General features: G+C 39.3%; 22 protein-coding genes. 18 read left to right on the forward strand and 4 right to left on the reverse strand.

The genetic code is table 11. From position 1 onward, the window contains the following. Window positions 1-242: 242 nt before the first annotated feature. The 4 genes from P5G49_RS11800 to P5G49_RS11815 are packed head-to-tail and all read left to right on the forward strand — an operon-like array spanning window position 243 to window position 6,664. Window positions 243-1,454, forward strand: a complete 1,212-nt coding sequence (locus P5G49_RS11800) for a hypothetical protein (RefSeq protein WP_301244052.1) — start codon at window positions 243-245, stop codon at window positions 1,452-1,454. After that, window positions 1,439-2,827 carry a hypothetical protein gene (locus tag P5G49_RS11805; RefSeq protein WP_363322181.1) on the forward strand — a complete coding sequence of 463 codons (1,389 nt, stop codon included), beginning with the start codon at window positions 1,439-1,441 and terminating at the stop codon, window positions 2,825-2,827. Before P5G49_RS11800 ends, P5G49_RS11805 begins: the two co-directional genes overlap by 16 nt. After that, window positions 2,784-3,473, forward strand: coding sequence for a hypothetical protein (locus P5G49_RS11810; RefSeq protein ID WP_301244055.1), 690 nt, complete (start codon window positions 2,784-2,786; stop codon window positions 3,471-3,473). Before P5G49_RS11805 ends, P5G49_RS11810 begins: the two co-directional genes overlap by 44 nt. After that, complete coding sequence (locus tag P5G49_RS11815; protein WP_301244056.1) at window positions 3,470-6,664, forward strand: coiled-coil domain-containing protein; 3,195 nt, start codon at window positions 3,470-3,472, stop codon at window positions 6,662-6,664. The genes P5G49_RS11810 and P5G49_RS11815 overlap by 4 nt, the downstream gene beginning before the upstream one ends. A 144-nt stretch (window positions 6,665-6,808) precedes the next feature. On the opposite strand, the gene P5G49_RS11820 is transcribed toward P5G49_RS11815, so the two are convergent. Continuing rightward, window positions 6,809-7,243: a YfmQ family protein gene (locus tag P5G49_RS11820; protein ID WP_301244058.1), complete on the reverse strand. Its 435-nt coding sequence runs from the start codon at window positions 7,241-7,243 to the stop codon at window positions 6,809-6,811. A gap of 733 nt (window positions 7,244-7,976) precedes the next feature. On the opposite strand from P5G49_RS11820, the gene P5G49_RS11825 reads away from it, so the two are divergent. From P5G49_RS11825 to P5G49_RS11880, 12 genes are all read left to right on the forward strand, one after another. After that, window positions 7,977-9,170, forward strand: a complete 1,194-nt coding sequence (locus P5G49_RS11825; RefSeq protein ID WP_301244059.1) for an ABC transporter substrate-binding protein — start codon at window positions 7,977-7,979, stop codon at window positions 9,168-9,170. 110 nt (window positions 9,171-9,280) lie between these two features. Continuing rightward, window positions 9,281-10,024 carry a 3-oxoacyl-ACP reductase FabG gene (gene fabG, locus P5G49_RS11830; protein ID WP_301244061.1) on the forward strand — a complete coding sequence of 248 codons (744 nt, stop codon included), beginning with the start codon at window positions 9,281-9,283 and terminating at the stop codon, window positions 10,022-10,024. Window positions 10,025-10,056: 32 nt separating this feature from the next. Further along, on the forward strand, window positions 10,057-10,944 hold the full coding sequence (locus P5G49_RS11835; protein WP_301244063.1) for a branched-chain amino acid ABC transporter permease: 888 nt from the start codon (window positions 10,057-10,059) through the stop codon (window positions 10,942-10,944). A gap of 34 nt (window positions 10,945-10,978) precedes the next feature. Continuing rightward, entirely contained in the window at window positions 10,979-12,730 is a 1,752-nt protein-coding gene (locus P5G49_RS11840) for a branched-chain amino acid ABC transporter ATP-binding protein/permease (RefSeq protein WP_301244065.1), read from the forward strand. Continuing rightward, window positions 12,717-13,433 carry an ABC transporter ATP-binding protein gene (locus P5G49_RS11845; RefSeq protein WP_301244067.1) on the forward strand — a complete coding sequence of 239 codons (717 nt, stop codon included), beginning with the start codon at window positions 12,717-12,719 and terminating at the stop codon, window positions 13,431-13,433. Before P5G49_RS11840 ends, P5G49_RS11845 begins: the two co-directional genes overlap by 14 nt. 61 nt (window positions 13,434-13,494) lie before the next feature. Further along, window positions 13,495-14,367 (forward strand): helix-turn-helix transcriptional regulator, encoded by an 873-nt coding sequence (locus tag P5G49_RS11850; protein WP_301244069.1) that lies wholly within the window; start codon window positions 13,495-13,497, stop codon window positions 14,365-14,367. Continuing rightward, window positions 14,360-15,547: a thiolase family protein gene (locus P5G49_RS11855; RefSeq protein ID WP_301244071.1), complete on the forward strand. Its 1,188-nt coding sequence runs from the start codon at window positions 14,360-14,362 to the stop codon at window positions 15,545-15,547. Before P5G49_RS11850 ends, P5G49_RS11855 begins: the two co-directional genes overlap by 8 nt. 52 nt (window positions 15,548-15,599) lie before the next feature. Beyond that, on the forward strand, window positions 15,600-16,823 hold the full coding sequence (locus P5G49_RS11860; RefSeq protein WP_301244072.1) for a CaiB/BaiF CoA transferase family protein: 1,224 nt from the start codon (window positions 15,600-15,602) through the stop codon (window positions 16,821-16,823). Window positions 16,824-17,342: 519 nt separating this feature from the next. Continuing rightward, complete coding sequence (locus P5G49_RS11865) at window positions 17,343-17,543, forward strand: hypothetical protein (protein ID WP_301244073.1); 201 nt, start codon at window positions 17,343-17,345, stop codon at window positions 17,541-17,543. Window positions 17,544-17,589: 46 nt separating this feature from the next. Continuing rightward, window positions 17,590-17,802 carry a hypothetical protein gene (locus P5G49_RS11870; protein WP_301244075.1) on the forward strand — a complete coding sequence of 71 codons (213 nt, stop codon included), beginning with the start codon at window positions 17,590-17,592 and terminating at the stop codon, window positions 17,800-17,802. A 150-nt stretch (window positions 17,803-17,952) separates the two neighbouring features. Beyond that, window positions 17,953-18,375, forward strand: coding sequence for a VOC family protein (locus P5G49_RS11875; RefSeq protein WP_301244077.1), 423 nt, complete (start codon window positions 17,953-17,955; stop codon window positions 18,373-18,375). Window positions 18,376-18,501: 126 nt separating this feature from the next. Further along, window positions 18,502-18,849 carry a cell division protein FtsK gene (locus P5G49_RS11880; RefSeq protein WP_301244078.1) on the forward strand — a complete coding sequence of 116 codons (348 nt, stop codon included), beginning with the start codon at window positions 18,502-18,504 and terminating at the stop codon, window positions 18,847-18,849. A 337-nt stretch (window positions 18,850-19,186) separates the two neighbouring features. Here the strand turns inward: P5G49_RS11880 and P5G49_RS11885 are convergent, their stop codons facing one another. After that, complete coding sequence (locus tag P5G49_RS11885; protein ID WP_301244210.1) at window positions 19,187-19,804, reverse strand: Pr6Pr family membrane protein; 618 nt, start codon at window positions 19,802-19,804, stop codon at window positions 19,187-19,189. A gap of 229 nt (window positions 19,805-20,033) precedes the next feature. Between P5G49_RS11885 and P5G49_RS11890 the strand changes: the two genes are divergently transcribed. After that, window positions 20,034-20,525 carry a hypothetical protein gene (locus P5G49_RS11890; RefSeq protein ID WP_301244080.1) on the forward strand — a complete coding sequence of 164 codons (492 nt, stop codon included), beginning with the start codon at window positions 20,034-20,036 and terminating at the stop codon, window positions 20,523-20,525. Between the two features lie 190 nt (window positions 20,526-20,715). Here P5G49_RS11890 and P5G49_RS11895 read toward each other — a convergent pair whose 3' ends face one another. Further along, entirely contained in the window at window positions 20,716-20,931 is a 216-nt protein-coding gene (locus P5G49_RS11895; RefSeq protein ID WP_301244081.1) for a hypothetical protein, read from the reverse strand. A 67-nt stretch (window positions 20,932-20,998) separates the two neighbouring features. Further along, on the reverse strand, window positions 20,999-22,192 hold the full coding sequence (locus tag P5G49_RS11900; RefSeq protein WP_301244082.1) for an acyltransferase family protein: 1,194 nt from the start codon (window positions 22,190-22,192) through the stop codon (window positions 20,999-21,001). Between the two features lie 139 nt (window positions 22,193-22,331). Between P5G49_RS11900 and P5G49_RS11905 the strand changes: the two genes are divergently transcribed. Beyond that, window positions 22,332-22,694, forward strand: a complete 363-nt coding sequence (locus P5G49_RS11905; RefSeq protein ID WP_487247671.1) for a YhfM domain-containing protein — start codon at window positions 22,332-22,334, stop codon at window positions 22,692-22,694. Window positions 22,695-22,729: the final 35 nt, after the last annotated feature.

The following is a 22,729-nucleotide window of genomic DNA, read 5'->3' on the forward strand; positions in this document are numbered from 1 at the left end:
GATTCCCTTGAAGGGAACCTACTATTATTGACCACCTAATGTATGCAGTATTAGGCGGTCTTTTTAATTATTCGTTTAGATAAAACAACCTAAATCAAAAGTTGCACTAATAATCTAAAGTATCGTTTGTTAGTTATATTAAAAATGATATCCTTTATATAATGTGCTTGAAACACTATCAAAAACTATAATTGGTTACCTTTGATTATTAATAATCAAGGTACTAGAAGAAGGAGACTACGATGCAATCTGTGCAGGCATTTTTAGAAACAATTATATGCAAAGCAGGCGAGTCAGTTCGTAAAATCAATGAAGATGAATGGGAGATTCAAAGGTGGACGGCGAGAACTTATAGAACAATTGGAATAGTGATAGTTCCTGATGAATTCGATGTTTCACCAAGTAATGAGATTCTAAAGTTAGGATTGAAACCTAATTCAAAAAAGAAGGCATTGCCACTTTCTGATAATGATATTCAGGAGGCACTTATAAAAGGTTGGATTGTGAAAGAGATTCGATTTTCCAAAGACGGCAGGACTCCTATTTCGAACATTTATCGGATGGGCCCAGGGCTATTTGCATATGAAGAGTTACAAAAGGAAGAACAAATAAAAGTTTTTAAAGGTCTTAATGAGAAATTGCTTTTTGCACTTGAAACGAGCAAAGACCGGTTGCCAGAAAAATTCATCCGCAATGTTGATTTGTTTGTCAATGAAGAAAAAGATGCCGAGAACTGGGGGAGGGAGCGTGTTCTCAAGTTTACTCATTTTCTCATTGCGTTTCTTCAATTGAAAAGGCGACAATCCCGTATTGAATATAAAGAAATAGGAGCAACTTACTATGAAGAAATCGGTGGCTCCAAGGTATTTGATGGGAATCGGGAAGTATTTATAAGCCGCATGGAAAAGTGGATCGAAGCTCCGATTGCTGAATTAGGGATTGTGAGCACAGGTTTTATAGTTCCAATTTTTTTCACAGGGAATATGCGAGGAAATTTGTCATCGTATTCAATCGGTACGGTCCACGCCACTACTGAAATTTCAGTGTCAGAGGAAACTTTCAGAACGGACGCGAAAAACCTATGGCTTGTTGAGAACCGCGGAGTTCTAACAAAGATGGCGGCAGAAAAAGACTTTTTAATCGAAACTTCTTCACTTGTAATTGGTGTGGATGGGCAAATCAGAGGTGCACATCGAAAGTTGATCCAGCAACTATGCGAAAGTTCATCCATCCAACAAGTTGTCATCTGGGTCGACTATGACAATGCAGGAACCATTATCGCAAGAGAACTAAGTAATCTCGTTGAAGGGCTCTCATCCTTATTCATCGGAAATGAAGGGAACGTCTTTACGGATGCTGAAGCCTATTCACAATGGGTGGAAACCGTTCAACATGCTGAGCAAGAGATGACGTTAGGAGGACCGATACAGTGGAAGGAATGGATCGGAAACTGATTTCTATTTTTAAGACTGATCACGTAAAGCCGGAGGTAGCAAGAACGATGCGAGACCTCATTACTTTGGCGGGTGTAATGAAGGATTTATCTTCACAAGCGGTGTTTGATTCACCACTGGAAATGCTGCGATTTTTGCGCATCATTGAATTGATAAACGAAGCAGGGTTCGGTCAAACTGAACCGATTGATAGCGAGGAAACACTGTATTACCGCTATTTGGATCGATTTACAGATGATGATCCACCAAGTAAAGGGCGAGTACGTCAGATAATCAATATCCTTGCCAGCAACAACTGGATAAGCAAGCAATCGTATCAGATTAAGATGATGAGTGTCGGAAAACGGATGATGGATGCACTGACACGCCTGGCGAATGACTCTCTTGCGTATTACTTGGAAGATGATATTGGCCGTTCGCTATTTCAAGCAAGGCGAGATGCGGAAATCAGCGAAGCTTATGACGATAAAGGGATTTCAGGAGGAAATGTTCTCGCAAGTATGATCCATAATGTGAAAGAAGCGAATGACTTATTAAGAGAGCGGGAGTTGGAACTTCTTGCTGACCGTAACGCATTGCCTCAACTGCAAGTTATACATATGCTGATGGAAGATTTGGAGCGGAAATTACAAGAGAGGCTCAACGAATTTCAAACAATCGAAGACAGTCTGGTGCTCAGCACATTGATGCAAAAAGGAACGGCGGAATTAGCGAAAGGGACAAGCCTGTCAGTCGGCATGATCAACAAATATCTTCAGTTTATGAATGTGCAACAAACACCTCTAAAAACATCAATTTCTCCGGAAAAAGTTCGGACGTTCATATCGAAAATGTTCAATCCCCCACTTGAATCTGAAATCCCCAACGCGCACCAACTGCTCAGTTTTATGGAGCAGGATCAATACGTGGGAGAGGCGTTGGATGGTATTTGGATGCCTGTAAAATATGCAAGTCAGCTGTCGTACATGGATATCGAAAAAGGGATCGAGTTTCTTGAGAATTATGAACCTGTTGTGACGGAGATGGAAGAAGTCGAAGCTGTTGAGTTCCATGGTGAAACGATTGAAGTGCAATCGATAGTGGATTTAGTGGATGAGGAAAGCTGGCTATTGACGAAGGCTAGCATTGATACGGAAAAAATTGAGCGTTATTTGGATGAAAGAGAAGAAGCTGAAATAGAAGAAACGATGATTGAAACAAGTTCAGCATCTTGGGGAGATGCGATCCGTCAGCTCCTTGGCATATCGGCGTTAGAAGCGAATAAAATCATTCAAACAATGCCGAAAGATGAAGTGAAAGAATATGAAAAGGAATGGGAGTGGATTAAGGATGACGAACGAAAAACAAGCATTCGAAAACGAAAATCCGAGTGACTTGTCGCTAAACAGCCTTCAATCATTACGTAGCATTTTGACGAACCGTGAGGAGCAGGCCTTCATGTCCATTCTATTCTCCTCCAGCGCGACAATTCGGATGAACAATTTTGGGCTTTCTCGCAAAGAAGTGGAACGCATTGCAGGTGTTCAAGGGGATGATGCCTACATCCATTCTTTCATCTCCCGTGTCAATCAAGCGGTTGGCAGGTATTACCGTCTGATTTATGATGAAGACCGTGACCAAGTCGTTGTCTTGTTGCGTGTGCCGGCGCATTCTGCACGCCATACGATGTCAGAAGAAGCGCTTGCGATTTTATTGTTTATCTTTTATCAGCAAGAAGTTCTTAAACACGACTATACACTTCTCTCACAGCTATTGGAGGCATTCGGTCATGAAATAAAAAAAGGGAGTCGGCGGATCCAGTTAGCAATCGATACACTAAGAAAAATTGGAGCTGTTGAAAACCATAACCTGTCAACTCATGAAGATGCTTACAAATTGACGGCAATCGGAGTTCATATGTTTTCAGATTCTTTCTTGCGGCGGATGGCTGAGTTCAGCCAATCCAGCCAACTCTCTAAAGAAGACGTCATGAAGTTTTTCAACCGGTACAATTTGCATGAAAGGGAGGGACTTTTATGATTCCTTGGCGTTTGCGGTTTTCAGGTATCCGAGATTATGGTGCGGAAGAAATGATGTTAGGCGGGACCGGTGAGCATATCCTAATCACGGGGCCAAATGGGGCTGGGAAATCGACTATATCGTTTTGCATGGGCGCAGTATTGCGCTCTGGAAAAGTAGTGATTGATGGATTGAAGTCGCAAAACCTCCGTGAGGAAGACACTTGGCGGGCGGCAATCCACTTGTTATTTAAAAATGTAGGATCAGCGAAAATTGATGCCCCGCTCTTCATTGAATTTCGTTTACTTGTCGAGCAACAGCCGCAACAGCCTGTTAAATTGCGCTATGAAATCCATGACGGCGATGAATTGGAGGATTTGGAACTTCGACAAACATACCGTTCAGGGGATGTAAATAAAAATAACTTCACAGCTTACCGGAGGGAACTTGAATATAAATATAAAATTCATCCCGATTTGTATTATTTAATTTGGTATCAGCAAGAAGTCAATCAATTTTCCGTCATGACACCGGAAGAACGGTTCCGAATCTTTAGTGAAATGCATGGTATTGATACAATCCAAAAAGATTGGGAAACAAGTTTGGAGGTCGCAAAAGAAGCACGAGAAGCATTCAATCAAGCAACGAATCAGCAGAAACAGCAGGAGTTCAATTTGTCCATAGTTCGCGGGCAAAAGGAGCGGTTTGAAAATAATCGCAAACGACTTGAAGAGAACGGATATCTATATGCCTTAACAACACAGGGACTGCAGAAGTTAGCTGAACAAGATGGCAGAGACGCAGAATTATATATCGACGAACGGCAAGCTGAGCTGGATGAACTATCTGACAAAGAGCAGCAGATAGTAGGAGAAATCGAGCAGGAAAAAGAAAGTATATCACAGATAATCGGCAAGCAAGAAGATATGAAAGGGCAACTGGTAATTGCCGGTGCCGACCTCAAGTCCAATGAGCAACAGCATCAGACAGTTGGGCAGGTAGTGGACAAGCTGAATAATGAATTAAGTGATTTGCAAGAAGCCTATAATGCCTTGCCGTATCCGGAAGCTGAGACAAAAGAGCGTTTGAAGAAGACGGAGGAACATGTACAAGTTTTAGAGGCGAACGATGAAGAAGTAAACGAAAATTTGGTTAGCACGGATAATCTGTTTAAGTCAACTATCGAAAAGCAGTCCGAATTGAAGGCGGCAATCGCCCAATGGGAGGAAATCCGGATAAAGTCTCAAGTGCTAATTGATCGCTACAAATCCAGCCATCAGTTAGAAGAAAAATTGCAAGCCTTGGAGGAAACTTTGACACAAAATAAGGATTTGCGTGATTCAAAATTGGTACAGCAAAAAGCGTTTAAAGAAGAATTGTCGATGCTGAACAACAACCAGATCGAATCGACGAGGCAACAGCAAGCTATCCGGCATTTAAAACAACAAAACATCCGTGCCTATCCATTTCGTCACTTCATCAAGATGAAAGAGCAAGTCCCGATTGACAAAGAGAAATTTCTCGACACCATCAAATACACGATTTTTTACGAGGCCGCAAGCTGTGAACCGGTCAATGACCTCTACCATGTTTCGCTGAAAAAGATATTGCCTGACCGTTCCCTGACCGAGCTGACAGCGTTAGGGCTTGAAATGCGTGAAGGTCTATCGGTAATGGAACAGAACCATGCTGCTCGAGTGCTTTGGTGGGTCGAACAGTTTCTAATAAACGATCAGCCGAAGCTGCAAAATGGCTTCCTTGTGGACAAACAAGGAGTTCGAGGTCCGCAAGAAGAGAATACATTTATTCTTAGCACGAAGGCATTACAAGAAAGGCAGAATTTCCTGCAACGGCAGTTGGCAGCGTTAGGTGTGGAACTAAAAGAGTTGACAAGCGTGCTGTCTAGCGACAATATGAAGTTCCAAGTATGGAATGCCGATGTCCAAAAAGTGAAGGAGGCAGAAGCATTCCTATCCACTATAGTTGAACAGGAATATCGGATTGCTCAACTAAAAGAGCTGGATATCGAGAAGCACCGGTTAGAAGAGGAGAAAAAGCGATTAGAGGAAGAAAATAAAGAAATCTTTCAACAAAAACATATAAAAGAACAAACGGTTAATTATCTGAGACAACAGTTGGAGATTTATAAACAGTTCGGCCAACAGTCCAAGAAGATAGAGAGTCTCCAACGACTAAAGCATGAGATGCTCCAATTGAAGACAATGATTTCAACCATCCGCCGAACCATCGATAAACTCCAAGACGAGTTGGACAGTTTGCAGCAACTTCTACGGACGCAAAAAAGAAATCTGATTGACTTGGAAGAACGTTTGACTGCTGTTCAACGGGAGAGAATGCAAGTTACAAACCAAAAAGTAGCGAAAGAAGAAGAACGAATTGCGTTCTTCCAAGACCAAGCTAACTATAAAGAAGAATTAGCGGAATTGCGTCTGGTCATTCCTGAGATTGTCGAGCAAGCTTGTGCCGAAGAACTGATGAAGGAATCGAAGTTCAACTTGCAAAACAAGCAAAGTCACTCGAAAATTGGCTTTCAACATGCTCTGAATGAACCGGGCATTGACCCGAACGCGGTAGAGAACTTTCGGACATTGGAGCAGGAAGTTATTCGAAAAAAAGAGGAACTGCAATCGGCCAAAAATTTATTGGAAGAAAACGAAGAGCGGGCCATCCAAAATGAACAACGCTTGGAAACGGCCATTCACATGCAAGTTTCAAAGATTGATTTGCTATTCCAGCAGTATATGGGAGAATTTAAATTTGAAGGGCAAATTAAATACGAAAAATCCCTTGATAAGGAACGTCCCGTTTTTAAGTTATTCATTCACGTTCGTAAGGAAGGACATCGCGGAAAGTTTGAGGACGTCAACAAGAAGGCAAGGGGCAACAGGGTAGGGAAAGGCGTTTCAGGCGGTGAAGAGTCTATGAGTTCTTTGCTTTTTGCTTTATCCTTACTTCAGAACTTGGAAAACCGAGCAGGCTTCATTGTGCTGGATGAATTTGATAGTGCATTGGATGACAAAAGGAAAGTCACTGTCTTTGAACTGTATGCAAGTAAACTCCAGCGGAAACTAATTATTCTATCTCCAAAAGCACATGAAAATGAATATTATGATCAGTTTTCTAAAGCGTTTATCGTTTCTCATGACCCAAAAGAGATGAGAAGTAAAATAAGAGGAATTCAAATAGGTTAAGTGAAAAGTGATAGGTTTCTCATAAAATAAAGTTCCAGAACCCATCACTACAAATTGGTTGAATTATCATGAATGTTTTTCACACAGGTACCGTCACAATTAAGAAGCATGAAACCTTGGGTGACGGGGATTCATGCTTCTTTTTTAAGCCTTTACAGAAATGCTGAAGTTTTGGAGGGGCTCGGAACTAATGGTGAAAGAAGAAACTTTTTTCTTCCATTGCTTGACTACGTCAACATGGTCATCGTAATGGTAAAGAAAGAAATTCATCTCTTTTTTCCCGCTTTTAACGTTGATGACGAACGGAGTAACGGCAGTCTCCGGCTGTAGAAACGATTTTTCAGTACCCGGGAATATGTGATTTCTCTTTACATAATGCGCTTCATTGAAATAGTAGCTGAAACGATTTTTTTCTTCCTCTTTCAAGCGTTTCCCGTTAAACGTTACAGTTATCTCGTTTGGGTCAAGCTTAGGATGAACCGCAAATCTATTCAAAAACCAATCCACAAGTTTACTTGTGGGACTTGTGATAAATATTATAATTGTACCGATCACAATAGTAATAATCGTCCATATCATTTCCTATCAACTCCATTATCTGTACTGCTTGTTATTTTGATTAAGCTTATCGTAACAAATTGAGTTGATGATGTGTTTGACAAATTACTTACTTTTATTATTGGTTCAATTTGATACAGATTAGGATTCAGTATTTTTTGGGTACCTGTGCAGCGAACTAAGGAAGGAAACCTCCAATGTTTTATGACCTCATCTGCAGTTACTCGATTTTTTTATACTATAAGTAGTAGAATGCCTATCGACTTTGATGTCCATAGGCATTCTATTTGTTTTATCACTATAGAAATTTATCTGTGCTGTAGCTCTCTCATTTATTCAAAATTCCTCTTGCTGCTATTAATAATTACTATTCTTTTATGTGGAGTATCTACATGTGTTTCATTCTACAAGAAAAACAAAAGTTGACATATTATACACCTGAATGAGAAGGTGATTTATGACAACTATTAAATTCTAACTCTCCTAATTATATGAAAACTATAGTATATTGTATTGACCTTCAGCAATACGTATGCTAAATTGAGCTTACTGATTCAAATTATTGAAATGTTCCCCAAATAATATAGGTAAATTCAAATTAACGAGTTGACATATATTAATTGGTGTATGCAAAAAGGATGGTGATTAATGAAAGGGCTTACATTGGACGGTGGAATGGGAGATTTGTGAGATTTGGTTTCAACGTAATGTTTCAAGTAGCTACATCAAGTTTGTAAAAATGAGGGGGATTTTTATGAAAAGGAATACTGTTTTGTCGTTGCTTTTAAGTGTTTTAGTACTTCTTGCCGCGTGCAGTAAGGAAGCGGAAAGCAGCAGTTCACCTAAAGAAATCATCATTGGAAATATCGGAGCGATGAGTGGAACGAGTGCTGTAAATGGAAAAGCACAGACACAAGGGATAGAAATTGCAGTAAAAGAGATAAATGCAAATGGAGGAATCTTGGGTGCACAGGTGAAAATCGTCACACGTGACGATGAGGCTGATCCTACGAAGTCCAAGACATTCATGGAAGAAATCGTCGACAAGGAAAAAGCGAAATTTGTAATTGGACCTACAAATTCAACTCCTGCGGCTGCTTCGATGGCATATCTTCAGGAGAATAAAGTTATTTCTATGATTCCGGTAGCAACAGGTACGGACCTTATCAGTAAAAACAATCCATACGCATTTAGAATTATGCCGTCCAATGAAATACAGGCAAAAGCACTTGTCAAAATAGCGGTAGAAGAAAAGTATAAGAGAATCGCTTTGGTCGCTGATACCTCAGCTCTTGGCGTAGATGGAATCGCAGTTATGGAAAAGACTTTGAAAGAATATGGCGTTGAGCCTGCAGCAAAAGTTACTTATAAGTCTGATGATCCGGACATGACACCAATCGCACAAAAAATCAAAGAAGCTAATGCTGATGTTGCACTGTTTTGGACCTTAGGCGCCGATGGGGCGAAGATTGTAAGATCCCTGGAACGAATCGACTATATTGATAAGTTGCAAATTATCGGCTATACAGGATTGGCGATGCCGAACTTTAGGGAACTGGCTGGCCCTGGAGCTAATAACGTGTCAGTTGTTTCTATGAACAATTGGGCAGTAGAGCCAAATCAAACAGAGTTAGAGCCGAAATATTGGGAGATGTATCAAAAGATTATCGATCAGTACGGTGAATATGGAAAACGCGATACAAACCCTACTACGGTAACATCAGGTTATGAAGCAGTGTATTTATTGAAGTGGGCAATTGAAAAAGCAGGCACCACTGATACTGATGAAGTGAAAAAGGTATTGGAAAATCATGCGTCAGAATTCGAATCGGTTTTTGTAAATGAATATGCCTTTTCGGAAGATTCACACGAAGGATTCCCTTTAGAGGAATTGATCATGGTAAAGATCTCTGAAATGTATAATGGCGATCTTTATATAAAGAACTAATGTAAAAATACAGCTGTCGATCTCCTTACATATGGGGAGATCGACAGCTCTAATAAACAAGCTGACACTAATTGAAATGTCTAAACTGTAATTATTTTGGGGGTAATGGTATGGGGAAATTAAAAGGTAAATACGCAATTATTACCGGAGGTGGCAGAGGAATCGGTGAATCGATTGTACATCGTTTCTTAGATGACGGTATTGCTGGTATCGCAGTGCTTGAATATGATCAGAACTTGACGGAAGAAATGGTTTCAAGACTTGGTGAAAGAGGATCTAAGGTTGTATCCATTCAGTGTGATGTTTCCAATGATAAGGATGTAGAAAATGCTGTTGCACATGCAATGGAACAGTTTGGTACGGTTGACATCCTTGTCAACAATGCTGGTATTACGCGAGACAGCATGTTCCACAAGATGACAGATGACGCTTGGGATGCAGTGATAAATGTAAATCTGAAAGGTGCCTATTACCTATGTAAACATGTCGTGCCCATTATGCGGAAAAATGAATCTGGAAAGATTGTAAACATCTCGTCCATCTCGGCATTTGGTAACGTCGGTCAGGCCAATTATGCAGCATCAAAAGCGGGGTTGATTGGCTTTTCCAAAACGCTTGCCAAAGAGGGGGGACCAAAGAATATTAACGTTAACTGTGTTGCTCCCGGGTATATTGAAACAGACATGTATAGAGCTGTCCCAGAGCATATTATTGAAGAACATATAAAGGGCACCCCATTAAGAAGACTTGGAAAACCTCATGAAATTGCAAGTGTGGTATCTTTCCTTTCTAGTGATGACGCAAGTTTCTTGTCGGGGCAGTGCATAAGTGTAAGCGGAGCTGCTACAACCTGAAACGACTAGGAAGATAAGAGAGGAGAGTCAAAATGCAAGAACTAATATTTGCCCTCGCGAACGGAAGTATGTATGCGTTAATGGCGCTTGCCATAGGGATCATTTATTCTACAACTCGTATCATTAACTTTGCACATGGCTCGGTCATTATGATCGGAGCTATGACAAGTTACTGGTTCATCAGTACAGTTCAAATGAATTATATACTTGCGATACTGTCAGCCATTGTTATCAATATTTTGCTAAGTATATTGATTTATAAGACTGCGGTAGAGAAGTTAGGAGATTTAACGAATAACTCAAGTTGGATTGTAACACTCTTCGGTGCGAGTATCATCATCGATAATATCGCTCGAATGATATTCGGTACGGAACCAAAGGCTTTCCCATTCCTCTTTAATGGTATGGATATCCGTATGTTTGGTGCGAATATCATGGTGCACGAAATTCTGATGATTGTCATTGCAATTTCGATTGGAATCGCTTATCAATTTGTCATTCAAAAAACAAGTTTTGGTAGAGCGGTTAGGGCTGTATCATACAAACCGGATACAGCAAGGATCATGGGTATTCGAAGTAATGTAGTTGTGTTGACTTGTTTCGCGATATCTGGTGGAGTTGCAGCAATAGCCGGCGCACTGATCGCACCGTTGACCTTTGCTAGCTATACAATGACATATGCAGTTGGTATCAAAGCTTTCGCAGCGGCGTTAATCGGAGGTTTAGGGAATACCAAAGGGGCATTTATCGGTGGTATTGCCCTCGGACTATTAGAGGGATTTGTTGGCCTGATGATCCCTGGCGGATTAAAAGATGCTGTTATCTTTTTAATTATGATTTTTGTCATTATCGTTTTACCGGGAGGGATATTAGGTGCCAAGATTTTCAATAAAGGCAACATCGCTGCAGAAAAAATATAGTACTTATTTTATTATCCTTTGGGTTGCCCTTTTGTTGATCAGTTTAGCGATCCCTCTTGTAGCAGGTAGTTATTACTTGCGCTTAGTCAGTTTAATATTCATCTATATTATCCTGGCAATTGCCTATAACATATCAGCGGGCTTCACTGGGATAACCTCCTTTGCTTTTGCCGCCCATTTTGGAGTTGGGGCGTATGTGTCAGCTGTGGCCATTACCGCTTACAACATGCCATTCTTCGTAGGTTTTGTATTAGGAGCAATCGCTTCTGCTGTGGTGGGTTTACTTGTTTCCCTTCCGGCGTCTAAAGTAAAACACCATTACCTGGCCCTTATTAGTATAGGTTTACTTGAAATGGCGCATCGCGTGTTTAATGAATGGACCTGGTTTACTGGTGGGTCGCAGGGGATGTTCGTTTCTTCTTGGAATGTTTTTGGTTTTAGCTTAGGTACCCTTCAAAAATACTATTTCATATTACTGATCGTAGTGGTTTGTATTATCATACAAAGAAACATTGTGAAAAGTAGATGGGGTAGAGATTTAACTGCAATGACAGACAACGAGATCGCGGCAGCAGGGGTAGGCATCAACTATAGTAAATATAGAATTAGAGGCTACTTTTTCAGCTCGTTACTTGCTGGATTAGCCGGTGCTGTTTATGCAAGTTATAGTGGCTATCTAAGCCCTGATACTTTCAGTTTTCAATTTACAGTTTTCATTCTTTTGATGGTAGTTTTGGGTGGACAAGGGACTCTGAGTGGTCCGATTATCGGTGCAATCATTGCTACACTTGTACCGGAGTTATTCAATGCTGCGCCTGACTTGAAACAGATCGTCTATGGTGCACTACTTGTCATAATCCCGCAAGTACTTCCAGCCGGTATTGGAGGAACCATTAAAAAGAACTTCAGAGAAATAGATGATAATCAATACATTACCGAAAAAAGGGACATAAAAGAGCTGGATATTAAGAGGAATGTTGGTAATGTTAGTACGAACTCTGACAATGACGACATATTAATTATTAAGGATCTTACTAAGAAATTCGGGGGACATACTGCTGTAGAAAATTTCAGCATGACGGTTAAAAGAGGGACGGTTCACTCCCTTATTGGTCCGAATGGTGCCGGCAAAACCACGACATTAAATATGATTACCGGTATTGAAAAGCCCTCAGCAGGAATGGTGATTTTTAAAGACACGGACGTTACGGGTAAAGGCATAGTTGAACTAGTAAGGCAGGGCATCTCGAGGACATTCCAACATGTACGACTCTTTAACAATCTCTCGGTTGTTGAAAATGTTGCAATGGGCGGACGACTATTTTATAGCTATTCACTGACAGATACGATGTTCCGTACTCGGAAAATGAAGAATGAAGAAAGAAAATCATTTTATGAAGCGATGGATTACCTAAATTTAATAGACTTAGGTCACCAAGCAAACAATGAACCGGAGAGTCTTTCAGCCGGTCAACAGAAATTATTAGAACTGGCGCGAGCTCTTAGCATGAAACCAGAGCTTCTCGTTTTAGATGAACCATGTGCTGGCCTATCAGATACAGAGACTATGGAGTTTTCGAAGTTGCTGAATAAAGTTCGAGAAGCTGGAGTAACCGTATTGATGATTGAACATCACATGGATTTAGTAATGGAGATCTCAGATTATATTACCGTAATTGATTATGGTAAAAAAATTGCTGAGGGAGATCCGGCAAGCGTGAATTCCAATCCAGTCGTAAGGAACGCTTATCTGGGTGAAGGGGCGGAAGACTATGTTACAAGTTAAGAATTTAACTGTGGGCTACGGAAAAACTGAAGTCGTTCATAATATCTCATTTCACGTAGAAAGAGGTGAGATTGTTACAGTTTTAGGAGCGAATGGTGCTGGCAAAAGCACTATTCTCAATACGGTTGTCGCGCTTCATAAGGCGAAAAGTGGAAGCATCTCATTTGATGGAAAAGATATTACCAATGATCGTCCTGACCAACTGGTACGCAAAGGAATTCGTATCGTACCAGAAGGCAGACAGATATTTCCTCAACATTCTGTTATGGAAAACATTCTGTTAGGAGCCCATATTGTAAAGGATCAGAAGAAAATAAATGCGCAGATGCAATCGATTTTCGCACGTTTCCCGCGGCTTGAGGAAAGAAAAGACCAATTAGGAGGGACCCTTTCTGGGGGAGAGCAGCAGATGCTTGCCATTGCAAGAGCTCTCATGACGGAACCATCATTTTTAATACTTGATGAACCTTCACTAGGGCTTGCTCCAATTATTGTTACTGAGGTTTTTGATCTCTTAAAACAGATTAATGATTCGGGTGTTACCGTTCTATTAGTAGAACAGATGGCAAATAGTGCATTGAAAATTTCTGATCGGGCCTACGTCATCGAAACTGGAAATATTGTGTTAGAGGGTACAGGGGAAGAGATTCGTACAAATCCAGACGTCGCAAAAGCATACCTTGGAAATGTACAAAAAATGTAACTGTTGTTCCTTCTATATAAATGAGAGGATAGAAGAAACGAACTGAATAAGGTGATGAAAAATGGACAACAACATGTTAAATATATTGTGGCTTGCGCAAAGTGAATACCCATCGGGAAGTTCTCTTGAACCACATTCACATAATGATTACTACCAAATTTATTATGTAATTAGTGGAGAAGGGGACTTCATAGCGGGTGAGGAAACTGTCAAGTTGAATAAGGGAATGTTCCTGTTTGCTAGACCTAATGATCGGCATGGAATTGCTGATACGCGAGATGTAGATGGAAAACCTTTACGCATGTTGGAAGTCAAATATGCTGTTTTTAGTAATGAGCTGAAAGAAAATCTGAATCATATTCCAAATGTCTGTGTAGGTTCCGACGATATAGAGGAAATGTTGAACCTTGTTTTTCAGGAAGGACTCGAAATGTCTCCGTGGTATCGTGAGATTGGTACACATACACTACTGACCGCACTCTATTTTATCCTCCGAAGTCAAAAGATGAATTTGTCTACTAGTGAAGAAAAGTTAAGAGTATCGGATCAAATTAAAGACTATATAAAAGAAAACTATGTCAATCAGGTTCCTTTGGACAAAGTTGCACAACATGTTGGCCATAGCAAAAATTATATATGTAAAACCTTTAAGGAAAACACTGGTATGACCATCAACCTATATTTAAATAAAGTTCGGATTGACCAAGCTGCTCAGTTGCTGATCAATACGAATTTAGAGGTAGCAGAGATTAGTAGCAATGTGGGATATAACAACGTCTACCATTTTATCAAGACATTCAAGAAGATTGTCGGTACCTCACCCGGAAACTTCCGGAAAAATGAACTTTACGGTTTATCGCTGGCGAGTTCTGAAGTGAGTTGTATCGCAACGATTCCACTACCTGATAGCGGGGAGAAATATAATAATGAGTAAACTAAAATCGATAGGTATGAAGGATGCTGTAATAGTAGGGGTTTCCCGAACACCGATCGGCAAAATGCGAGGCACTCTATCAAGCTTTTCAGCTGTAAAGCTTGGAGCGATGGTAATGAGGAATGTAATAGAGGATAAGGTGAATCCAGAAGATATTGACGAGATCATCATGGGAAATCTATTCGATAGTCAATCTTTTAACTTTGCGCGAGTTGCCGCTCTTGAAGCGGGTTTTCCGATTGAAGTTCCTGCTATTACAATCGATCGCCAATGTGCCAGTTCACTTAATGCGGTTGCATGGGCAGCAATGTTAGTATCTTCTGGTCAATGCGAGGTTGTACTAGCAGGTGGTGTTGAGAGCCATTCCAACAAGCCATTTTATGTAAAAAGTCCAGAAAAGTCGTATCCTGATAAACTTGAGTTCCTGTCGGGTCAAACAACCAATGAAGAATATGGGAACCCTTCTATGATTGCCACTGCAGAAAACCTTGCCAAGATGTACAACATTACTAGGCAAGAATGTGATGAATTTGCGCTTATGAGTCATAGAAAAGCGGAGGCTGCATGGCAACGTGGTTTTTACGATGATGAAACATTTCCGATTCATATACCACAGAGAAAAGGAGAACCATTGGAATTTAGAAAAGATGAAGGCATAAGGGCGGATACGAATCTTGACGCGCTCTCCAGGTTAAAACCCGTCATGGATGAGGATGGAGTCGTAACAGCTGGAAACGCTTCACCACTAAATGACGGTGCTTCCGCAATTCTTATTATGAGTAGAGAGAAAGCAGAAGAATATGGACTAAAACCGTTAGCGAAAATTGGAGCATTCGCCTCCTCGGGTGTTGACCCTTCCATCATGGGGATAGGACCCGTTTACTCCACACGGAAATTGTTGAAAAACACTGGGTTGTCAATTGATGACTTTGATGTCATTGAAATAAATGAAGCATTCGCAGCACAATCACTCGCGTGTATACGGGAACTTGGCATAGATATGAAAAAAGTGAATCCAAATGGGGGAGCTATCGCTATTGGTCATCCAAATGCCGCTTCCGGTGGCATTCTTGTAGCAAGAACAGCGAGAGAAATGGTTGAAAAGGATTTAACAAGAGGGTTAATTACATTTTGTGTTGGTGGAGGACAAGGATTCTCTCTAATCTTAGAACGAGGATAAAACTTGGTCATCATTGTATTAACTTCAAATAATTTGGGTTGGGGTGAAATTTATGTCTATTTTATCTGGAATTAGAGTTTTGGATTTATCACATTATATTGCAGGACCATATTGTAGTCAGGTACTTGCAGATCATGGGGCTGACGTTATCAAGATTGAGCGACTTGAAGGGGAAGTCGGAAGAACTTCTGCTCCAATAGATGAAGATATTAGTTTGTATTTCGCTTCAGAGAACCGTAACAAAAGAGGAATCTCAATTGACTTGAAAAGTTCAGAAGGCAAGGAAATTTTCCTTCGCCTTGTCAAAACTGCTGATGTATTAGTAACGAATTATGGAGCGAATGTACCTGAGAAATTAGGGTTTGATTATGATACAATTTCGGCGGTGAATCCAAGAATTAGCATGGTTCATATTACTGGATTTGGACAAACGGGTCCTTATAAAAACTATGGTGCATATGACGGAATCATTCAGTCTATGAGTGGGTTAGCGGAAATGACAGGACATACTGATGGTCCCCCGACGTATGTCGGATTCTTTATAGCGGATCATATAGCTGGCTTGCAAGCTGCATTAGGTACGATGATGGCTCTATTTCATAGGGAACGAACAGGAAACGGTCGCTATGTAGATATCAGCATGCTTGATGGAGTAGTATCGTTGTTAGGATTCAGTGTCGCTGAAGCACAGTTACATGGAATTACAAGTCAAAGATGGGGAACGAGAGACAGATTTGAATTATCGAAAGCATTCCCAACAAAAGATGGATATGTATTTGTATCAAGCTATTTATTAGCACCTGAAAAACAGTGGAAAGCGTTTAGTGAATTGATAGGGAAGAGCGAGTGGGGGCAAAGTGATTCTCCTTTGTTAACGAAAGAGGAAAGACTTAATAATAGGGGGATAATAGATGAAGCTCTTTCTAAATGGACGGTCCAATATACAAAACTTGAAGCATTTGAACTTCTACAACAAAGGGGTATTGCAAGTAGCCCCGTGAATAAGTTGGATGAAGTAATAAATAATCCACAGATCAAGCACAGAGAAATGATTCAAACGTTAAAAATGGGAGATAAAGGCGGGGTTCCAGTTCCGGGTGTTGCCATTAAGATACCAGAAAACCCTGTAGCTGAGTTTACTCCTCCTCCATCTCTCGGAGAACATTCAGTAGAAATCTTAACTGAGTTAGGCTTTACAGAACAAGAAATCGGAGACTTTCAAACTAACAACATTGTTAGGATTGAGGAGAATACTCTTACGTTTAACGGAAAGTAGATGTGAATTGAAAAATTCGAGTCGAACAGAGAACAACTTCGTGAAAAAATATAAATAAAGCAGGCTGTTATAAATAATCGTGCTTTGTTAGAGATAACATATGTGAAAGAGCCAACTGTTAAAGCGTAACGGGTTCGGTTTATGGGGAGAAAACAATAAAAAACACAGCATTTGGGGACACAATTCGCATATGAATTGGTGTCCCCATTTTTGTTGTTATATCAACGTTTAAATAATTTTTATAGACAAACTGGAACCGCAATTAGCACAGGGACTAACAAGAGCATATAAATTTATGTACCTTTGCTAATTCACTTGTTAAAACACTTGCTGATTGGATTTCGGAAAAAATATGGAAGGAAGATGAGAAATCTATGTTAAAATATATTGAAGATTGTAAAATGGCGTTCTTCAACTAATGGGCAGTTTAGTTGAACAAGATAGAGGTAATTTTTTAGGGAGAAATGATTTGAAGTATATGTAGCAAAGTTTTTATATGTATTAGGGAGGATTCTTTCATTGGCTAATAAAAATGTTCGAAAATTTACATGGTTGCTTCTTGCTATATTAGGTTTGGGTAATGGTGTTATGACATTAACTTTTTATAAACAAAGTACTTTGTCAATTTTAACAGGTGCTATGCAAATAGTAGGTGGAATTATTCTTTTGATAGTTTTACATATGGTTTTCAAGAAAAAAGAGAATGGGAAATCCATTTGACCTTTAGAAGATTGGTACAGAAGATTATATGAAAGAGTGATATAAAATGAATGAAAATAATAATTCTCAGGTAAATCCATTCGTGATAGTAATGATGAGTATCAGTGCAATCTTAATAGGGTTAGGTGGTGTGGTACGATTATTCAATAATGAATTTTTATTTGGAGTACCTCAAGCACTATTTGGGTTTGTAGGTGGAATTTTAGGATTTATACAGTATCGGTTAATTAAAAAACAAGGAAAAAAGAGTACTAATTAAAGTAACGGGGTTCTTTACTTGAAGATTAGAGAGCTGTTTCAGGCGGCTCTTTTTTCTTCTTCAACTAACGCGGCAGGTTAATTCAATAAACACTCGATTTGGTAGCTCCAATATATTAAAATACAGAGTAAATTTATTAGGAGGTATTAGATGAAACCACGAATTTCAGTTATAACATTGGGTGTAGATGACTTGGAAAGGTCTTTAAAATTTTACAAGGATGGACTTGGACTACCAACGAAAGGAATAGTAGGGCAAGAATTTGAGCATGGTGCTGTTGCATTTTTCGATTTACAATCAGGAGTAAAACTCGCAATTTGGAAACGTAAGGATATAGCTCATGACACAAGCTTAAACCAGACACCAATAAGTCCAACTGAATTTACGATTGGTCATAATGTTGGGAGTAAAGAAGAGGTCGATATGGTAATGGAACAGGCAAGGAAGGCTGGTGCAATTATTACAGTTCCAGCACATGATACCTTTTGGGGAGGATACTCTGGATACTTCCAAGACCCAGAAGGACATTTGTGGGAAGTTGTATGGAATCCAGCTTGGGAATTTACAGAATAAGTTTAAGTATATCTTCATCTTCGACTAAAGGGTGCTTTACTTCAAGAAGGAGTAAAGCTTTTATCTTATTGAACTAACGGAGCAGGTTAGTTGAAGATTGAAATCGGGCTAGTTAGGGGGCAATGTATGAAAACATTTAAAAAAACAATCGAATTCCTAAATAGAATGAAAGTCATCGATATATTAGGGGACAGAAACGAGGGCTTATCCGATGATGACAAAGAATACATAGGCAGAAAACCAACTCAAAATCCTTATGGGCTTATAGGAATGATAATGGGTGGAATTGCGTTCACATTTGGAGACCGATATGGCTTTATTCCTGTTATTGCTCTTATCTTTTGCATAGTTACCTTTTTTACTTTTGACAAAGAAAAAGAAGATAATCCTTGGCCATTTTATGTAGGTATAATACTTTCACTGATCGGATTATATCTGTTTATTACGGGACAAGTTCATTCTCTGATAATCTAATACTTTTCCTTGAAAGGCTTCTCCGACATGTAACACCTGTAAGACTTGCCTTCCTCATTGCCGGCTACTTGTGCGTTAATAATTTATTGCACTAACGGGGTGCTTTAGTTCAATAAGGATAGTAGAATATTACGCTAAAAAGCGCTCAAATCTGAGCGCTTTTACTTGTTTTTATATGGTTATTTCACTGTTGAAATATATGCTGATTAACCTGTTATTTACGTTGTTAATTGCAATTTTCTCCCCATCAACCGAACCCGTTATGTTAAAGTGGTTGGCTCATATTTAGCTATCGAATGTTTCGATTGTCGATGTTAACCAACCATTTTTAATGCGTTCAAGATGATGAAGTTGCTGTATTTATGATTTTGAAGTGAAGAAATATCCGATTTAAGAGGATCAAAAAAAAGCCTAAAATAATATAGACGCACAAATACGCGATTATGAACAACCCGACATTTGCATAACTTCCAACCCCTACTGGAATTACTCCAGTAGGGTTCAGAAAGAAATATGGATAAAAACCATCAACCAATCCACGTAACAATGAAACAACACAATACAGCAGAGGGAAGAGCATCCAATAGAAGATGTGCGTATAGCTATATTTTTTCTTAACCTCAAAAGCAATCCAATTCGTAAATACGAATAACGGCAGTAAGTAATGAAGGGTAAAGTTCGTGATAATCCGAGTTCCAACATATTCTCCTCCGCTAACAAGGAGGAAATGATAAGTGGTAATGACGATGAACATATAGATGACAGAGCAATTTTTCAAGAAATCCAATAAGGGAGTATGGTGCTTTCTTGATCTCATTGCGAAAACACTCAATAAGAAAGTTACTGATACAAGAAGGTTCGATTGTATTGTAAATTTTGTTATGGAAATCCAAGGAGCTGGAGAATAGAAGATATGTAAGATAACACTGAGGAAACCTATAAAAGAAATGATCATATGTAAAACTAACTTTGCGTTGAAATTAATCACGATGACATTACTCCTTACCGCCCGTTACATGAACAAGACATGATTTTACACTTCGTTTAAACTATACTATTATTCTGACAATAAAACAAAGGAGATTGTTATTGGTACCAAATAAGAGTTGAGGGATATTGAAGCCATCACTAAGCAAAGTGCATGCATACTATGTATAGAACATTTCAATGATGGAGGTATGCAATTGACGAACTTTCTATCTTTTACTGGTAGAGTGATGGGGATCGAAGACTTTCCAATCATGACAAACGATCCAAATGCAGGCTGTTATAAATTATTTTCATTGACAGACAGGGACGGTTCGATAGTGAATTTTGTTGTCGAGCCTACCACTTATTTTGTTAGGCATGAGAAAGTGAGGGTCGGTGATATTGTAACAGGCTATTACGATGCGAATGCGCCAGTACCGTTAATATACCCTCCGCAATATCGGGCGATCGTGATGGCGAAAGTCCACAGTGATTACTCCGTAGAAGTGAGTTTCTTCAACAGCCAATTACTAAGCAGCGACGGCATGTTACGATTAAATCCATCGAGGCAAACAGAAATCATTCTCGAGAACGGCCAGGATTTTAACGGAAATCCGGCCAGCCGAGATCTGGTTGTTATCTATAGTGTTTCGACGAGAAGCATTCCAGCTCAAACAACACCCTCTACAATAATCGTACTTTGTTAACGAAGACAGAAATGAGAGAGCCAACTGTTAAAGCGGTTGGTTCTTATTCGTTTTAGTACAAGGTTCTCATTAAATTTTGAGTTGTTTTAGAACGTGGTACCCTATACTGTTGTCTCTCACTTTCTCTGAATCTCACCATCCGCCCCCTATGATTTTTAGGCAAAGAAAAAGCACCCAAAGATTGGAATGCTTAATAGATATTGGTCTTTGTCTCTTTATAATAGTTTAGAATAACCGCGTACTTGTTTTCACCGCACCACAGAACCTGATGGATTTCGACTTCTTGAGTTCCTTTTTCTCTTTTGCAGTTCCCTACAATTCGATCTACACCAGATTTTACACTCAGAATGACGGACCCTAAAGTGAATTCTCCGATATACTGCCCCTTTGTTAATGTAGATATCATCCATCTCACCCCCACTGACACCATTCGCCAACAAAGGTGAAAATCCTTCAAACAAAAAACTTTCCCTTCACATCATTTGTTTGAGGTATGGAATCTTTCGCCATACAAAAATAGCTAACAAAAAACTTAGAATGATCCCTAAAAATACCGTCGCAAGAAATTTGGCCCAGACAGAAATGGGTAGGTTATTCAGTGCATATTGAAGGAAGACAACTACTAAGACATGGATGAAATAAACGACAAATACATTGTTTGCTAACATCTTAGTCCAACGATTCGTGCCGTTAACTTTTTCTCGAAATAAAACTAAAAGGCCTATTACAAGCGTAATGCACAGTAACGTCTCAATTAAGGATCGAGTGAACGAACCAAAGTATAGTCCACCCTTTAAAAGAAAAGGACCTAATGAATTCCCTCCAAAATACAAAATAGCTACAAGTAAGCCTCCAATACTAAGATAGATGTATCCTACCCTCGCACTCATAGTTAAAAACCATTTGCGTTGAAAGGCCATAATGCCCAAAAAGAAGAAACTCACATACTGTGGTACATGTGCAAATTCTGTTTGAATAACTCCTAAGAAAGCTGACCAATGATCAATAGGAAACCATATCCTTGTAATGAAAGTCACTAAACTAACAATCAACAACAGAGAAAGAATCTGATAAACCTTAATGTTTCCGTCCAACTTTTTCGTAGGTTTCTTGGATGTAAAGTAGGTCCAGACTGAAAACACGACCGCATACACAAGTAAATGCTCCAAAAACCATAAATGGCCAAATTGCATATCAGGCCATGAAGGTCCTGACCAATTCGTGGGTTCACTACCAAGTCCGAAAAATATATTAACATAGTAAGAGGGAAATGAGATAGGTTCATAATCCCGGAAATTAATATAATATAAATACATTAGAATAGGAATCATCACGAGAAATCCAAAGAGTAATGGAATACCGATTCGAATAAGCCGTTCTTTTAAAAACCGTTTCGGCCCTTTTTTCGCGATGGATTGAGGGAGAAAATAGGCTGATAAAAAGAAAAACATACTCATGAAAAATGATGCATTTACAAAGAAAAATATCCCCAACCAGTTGATAGATTTATCATCTAAAAAGTACCACCAACCACCTGGCCCATAGGCTTGTCCAGCATGGTGAGCTACTACAAGCATAATTAAAGCTATTTTTATATTATCGATGAAATATAAATGATCACTCTCTTTTTTCACTATGTAAACTCCTTTCCCCTTTTGAATCTGCAAGATGAATTACCTCCTTTCATGTATCATTACATCATTCTCTAAATGGGAAGGGAAATCCTTGTTTTTTGATAAATGTGAAACTTTATTAGTTTAATTTTGTCTAATTTTTTTGAGGGAGGGAGGTGCTTCATTGAAAAGAATGTCACTGTTATTGATAGCTGTGGTTTTCACTATGTTTTTCGTTAGTGGATGTACCTCTAAAAACAATCAAAAAGTAGTGGTTTACGAAATGGAAAGTTTTTCGGATATCAAAAAAGATTCATTGACCTCCTTTACAGACACCGAAGTTGTTAATGACTTTGTGAAAGCGTTCAATAATGCTGTAAAAATGCCTGGTATAGTTAATATGGCTGACCCTGAGTATAAAGTTGAAATTGGCGAAGAATCCTATTTTCTTTGGATAAATGAAGAAAGTGGCACGATAATGAATTTAAACGATACTCATACCATCTATATCCTGTCAAAAAGTTCAGCAAAAACAATTCATGAGTTATTGAACTAAAGGGGCAGTTTAGTTTAACAAGAATGCTAAAATGA

The sequence above is a fragment of the Sporosarcina highlanderae genome, from assembly GCF_030433715.1.
Taxonomy (GTDB): Bacteria; Bacillota; Bacilli; order Bacillales_A; family Planococcaceae; genus Sporosarcina; species Sporosarcina highlanderae.

Bases quoted from the DNA above. Each gene is read 5' to 3' on its own strand.
- P5G49_RS11860 (WP_301244072.1), top strand. From the start codon at position 15,600: ATGTCTATTTTATCTGGAATTAGAGTTTTGGATTTATCACATTATATT.
- P5G49_RS11885 (WP_301244210.1), bottom strand. From the start codon at position 19,804: ATGATCATTTCTTTTATAGGTTTCCTCAGTGTTATCTTACATATCTTC.
- P5G49_RS11815 (WP_301244056.1), top strand. From the start codon at position 3,470: ATGATTCCTTGGCGTTTGCGGTTTTCAGGTATCCGAGATTATGGTGCG.
- P5G49_RS11855 (WP_301244071.1), top strand. From the start codon at position 14,360: ATGAGTAAACTAAAATCGATAGGTATGAAGGATGCTGTAATAGTAGGG.
- P5G49_RS11810 (WP_301244055.1), top strand. From the start codon at position 2,784: ATGACGAACGAAAAACAAGCATTCGAAAACGAAAATCCGAGTGACTTG.
- fabG (WP_301244061.1), top strand. From the start codon at position 9,281: ATGGGGAAATTAAAAGGTAAATACGCAATTATTACCGGAGGTGGCAGA.
- P5G49_RS11880 (WP_301244078.1), top strand. From the start codon at position 18,502: ATGAAAACATTTAAAAAAACAATCGAATTCCTAAATAGAATGAAAGTC.
- P5G49_RS11895 (WP_301244081.1), bottom strand. From the start codon at position 20,931: ATGATATCTACATTAACAAAGGGGCAGTATATCGGAGAATTCACTTTA.
- P5G49_RS11870 (WP_301244075.1), top strand. From the start codon at position 17,590: ATGAATGAAAATAATAATTCTCAGGTAAATCCATTCGTGATAGTAATG.
- P5G49_RS11845 (WP_301244067.1), top strand. From the start codon at position 12,717: ATGTTACAAGTTAAGAATTTAACTGTGGGCTACGGAAAAACTGAAGTC.
- P5G49_RS11905 (WP_487247671.1), top strand. From the start codon at position 22,332: ATGTCACTGTTATTGATAGCTGTGGTTTTCACTATGTTTTTCGTTAGT.
- P5G49_RS11805 (WP_363322181.1), top strand. From the start codon at position 1,439: ATGGATCGGAAACTGATTTCTATTTTTAAGACTGATCACGTAAAGCCG.
- P5G49_RS11850 (WP_301244069.1), top strand. From the start codon at position 13,495: ATGGACAACAACATGTTAAATATATTGTGGCTTGCGCAAAGTGAATAC.
- P5G49_RS11875 (WP_301244077.1), top strand. From the start codon at position 17,953: ATGAAACCACGAATTTCAGTTATAACATTGGGTGTAGATGACTTGGAA.
- P5G49_RS11835 (WP_301244063.1), top strand. From the start codon at position 10,057: ATGCAAGAACTAATATTTGCCCTCGCGAACGGAAGTATGTATGCGTTA.
- P5G49_RS11800 (WP_301244052.1), top strand. From the start codon at position 243: ATGCAATCTGTGCAGGCATTTTTAGAAACAATTATATGCAAAGCAGGC.
- P5G49_RS11825 (WP_301244059.1), top strand. From the start codon at position 7,977: ATGAAAAGGAATACTGTTTTGTCGTTGCTTTTAAGTGTTTTAGTACTT.
- P5G49_RS11820 (WP_301244058.1), bottom strand. From the start codon at position 7,243: ATGATATGGACGATTATTACTATTGTGATCGGTACAATTATAATATTT.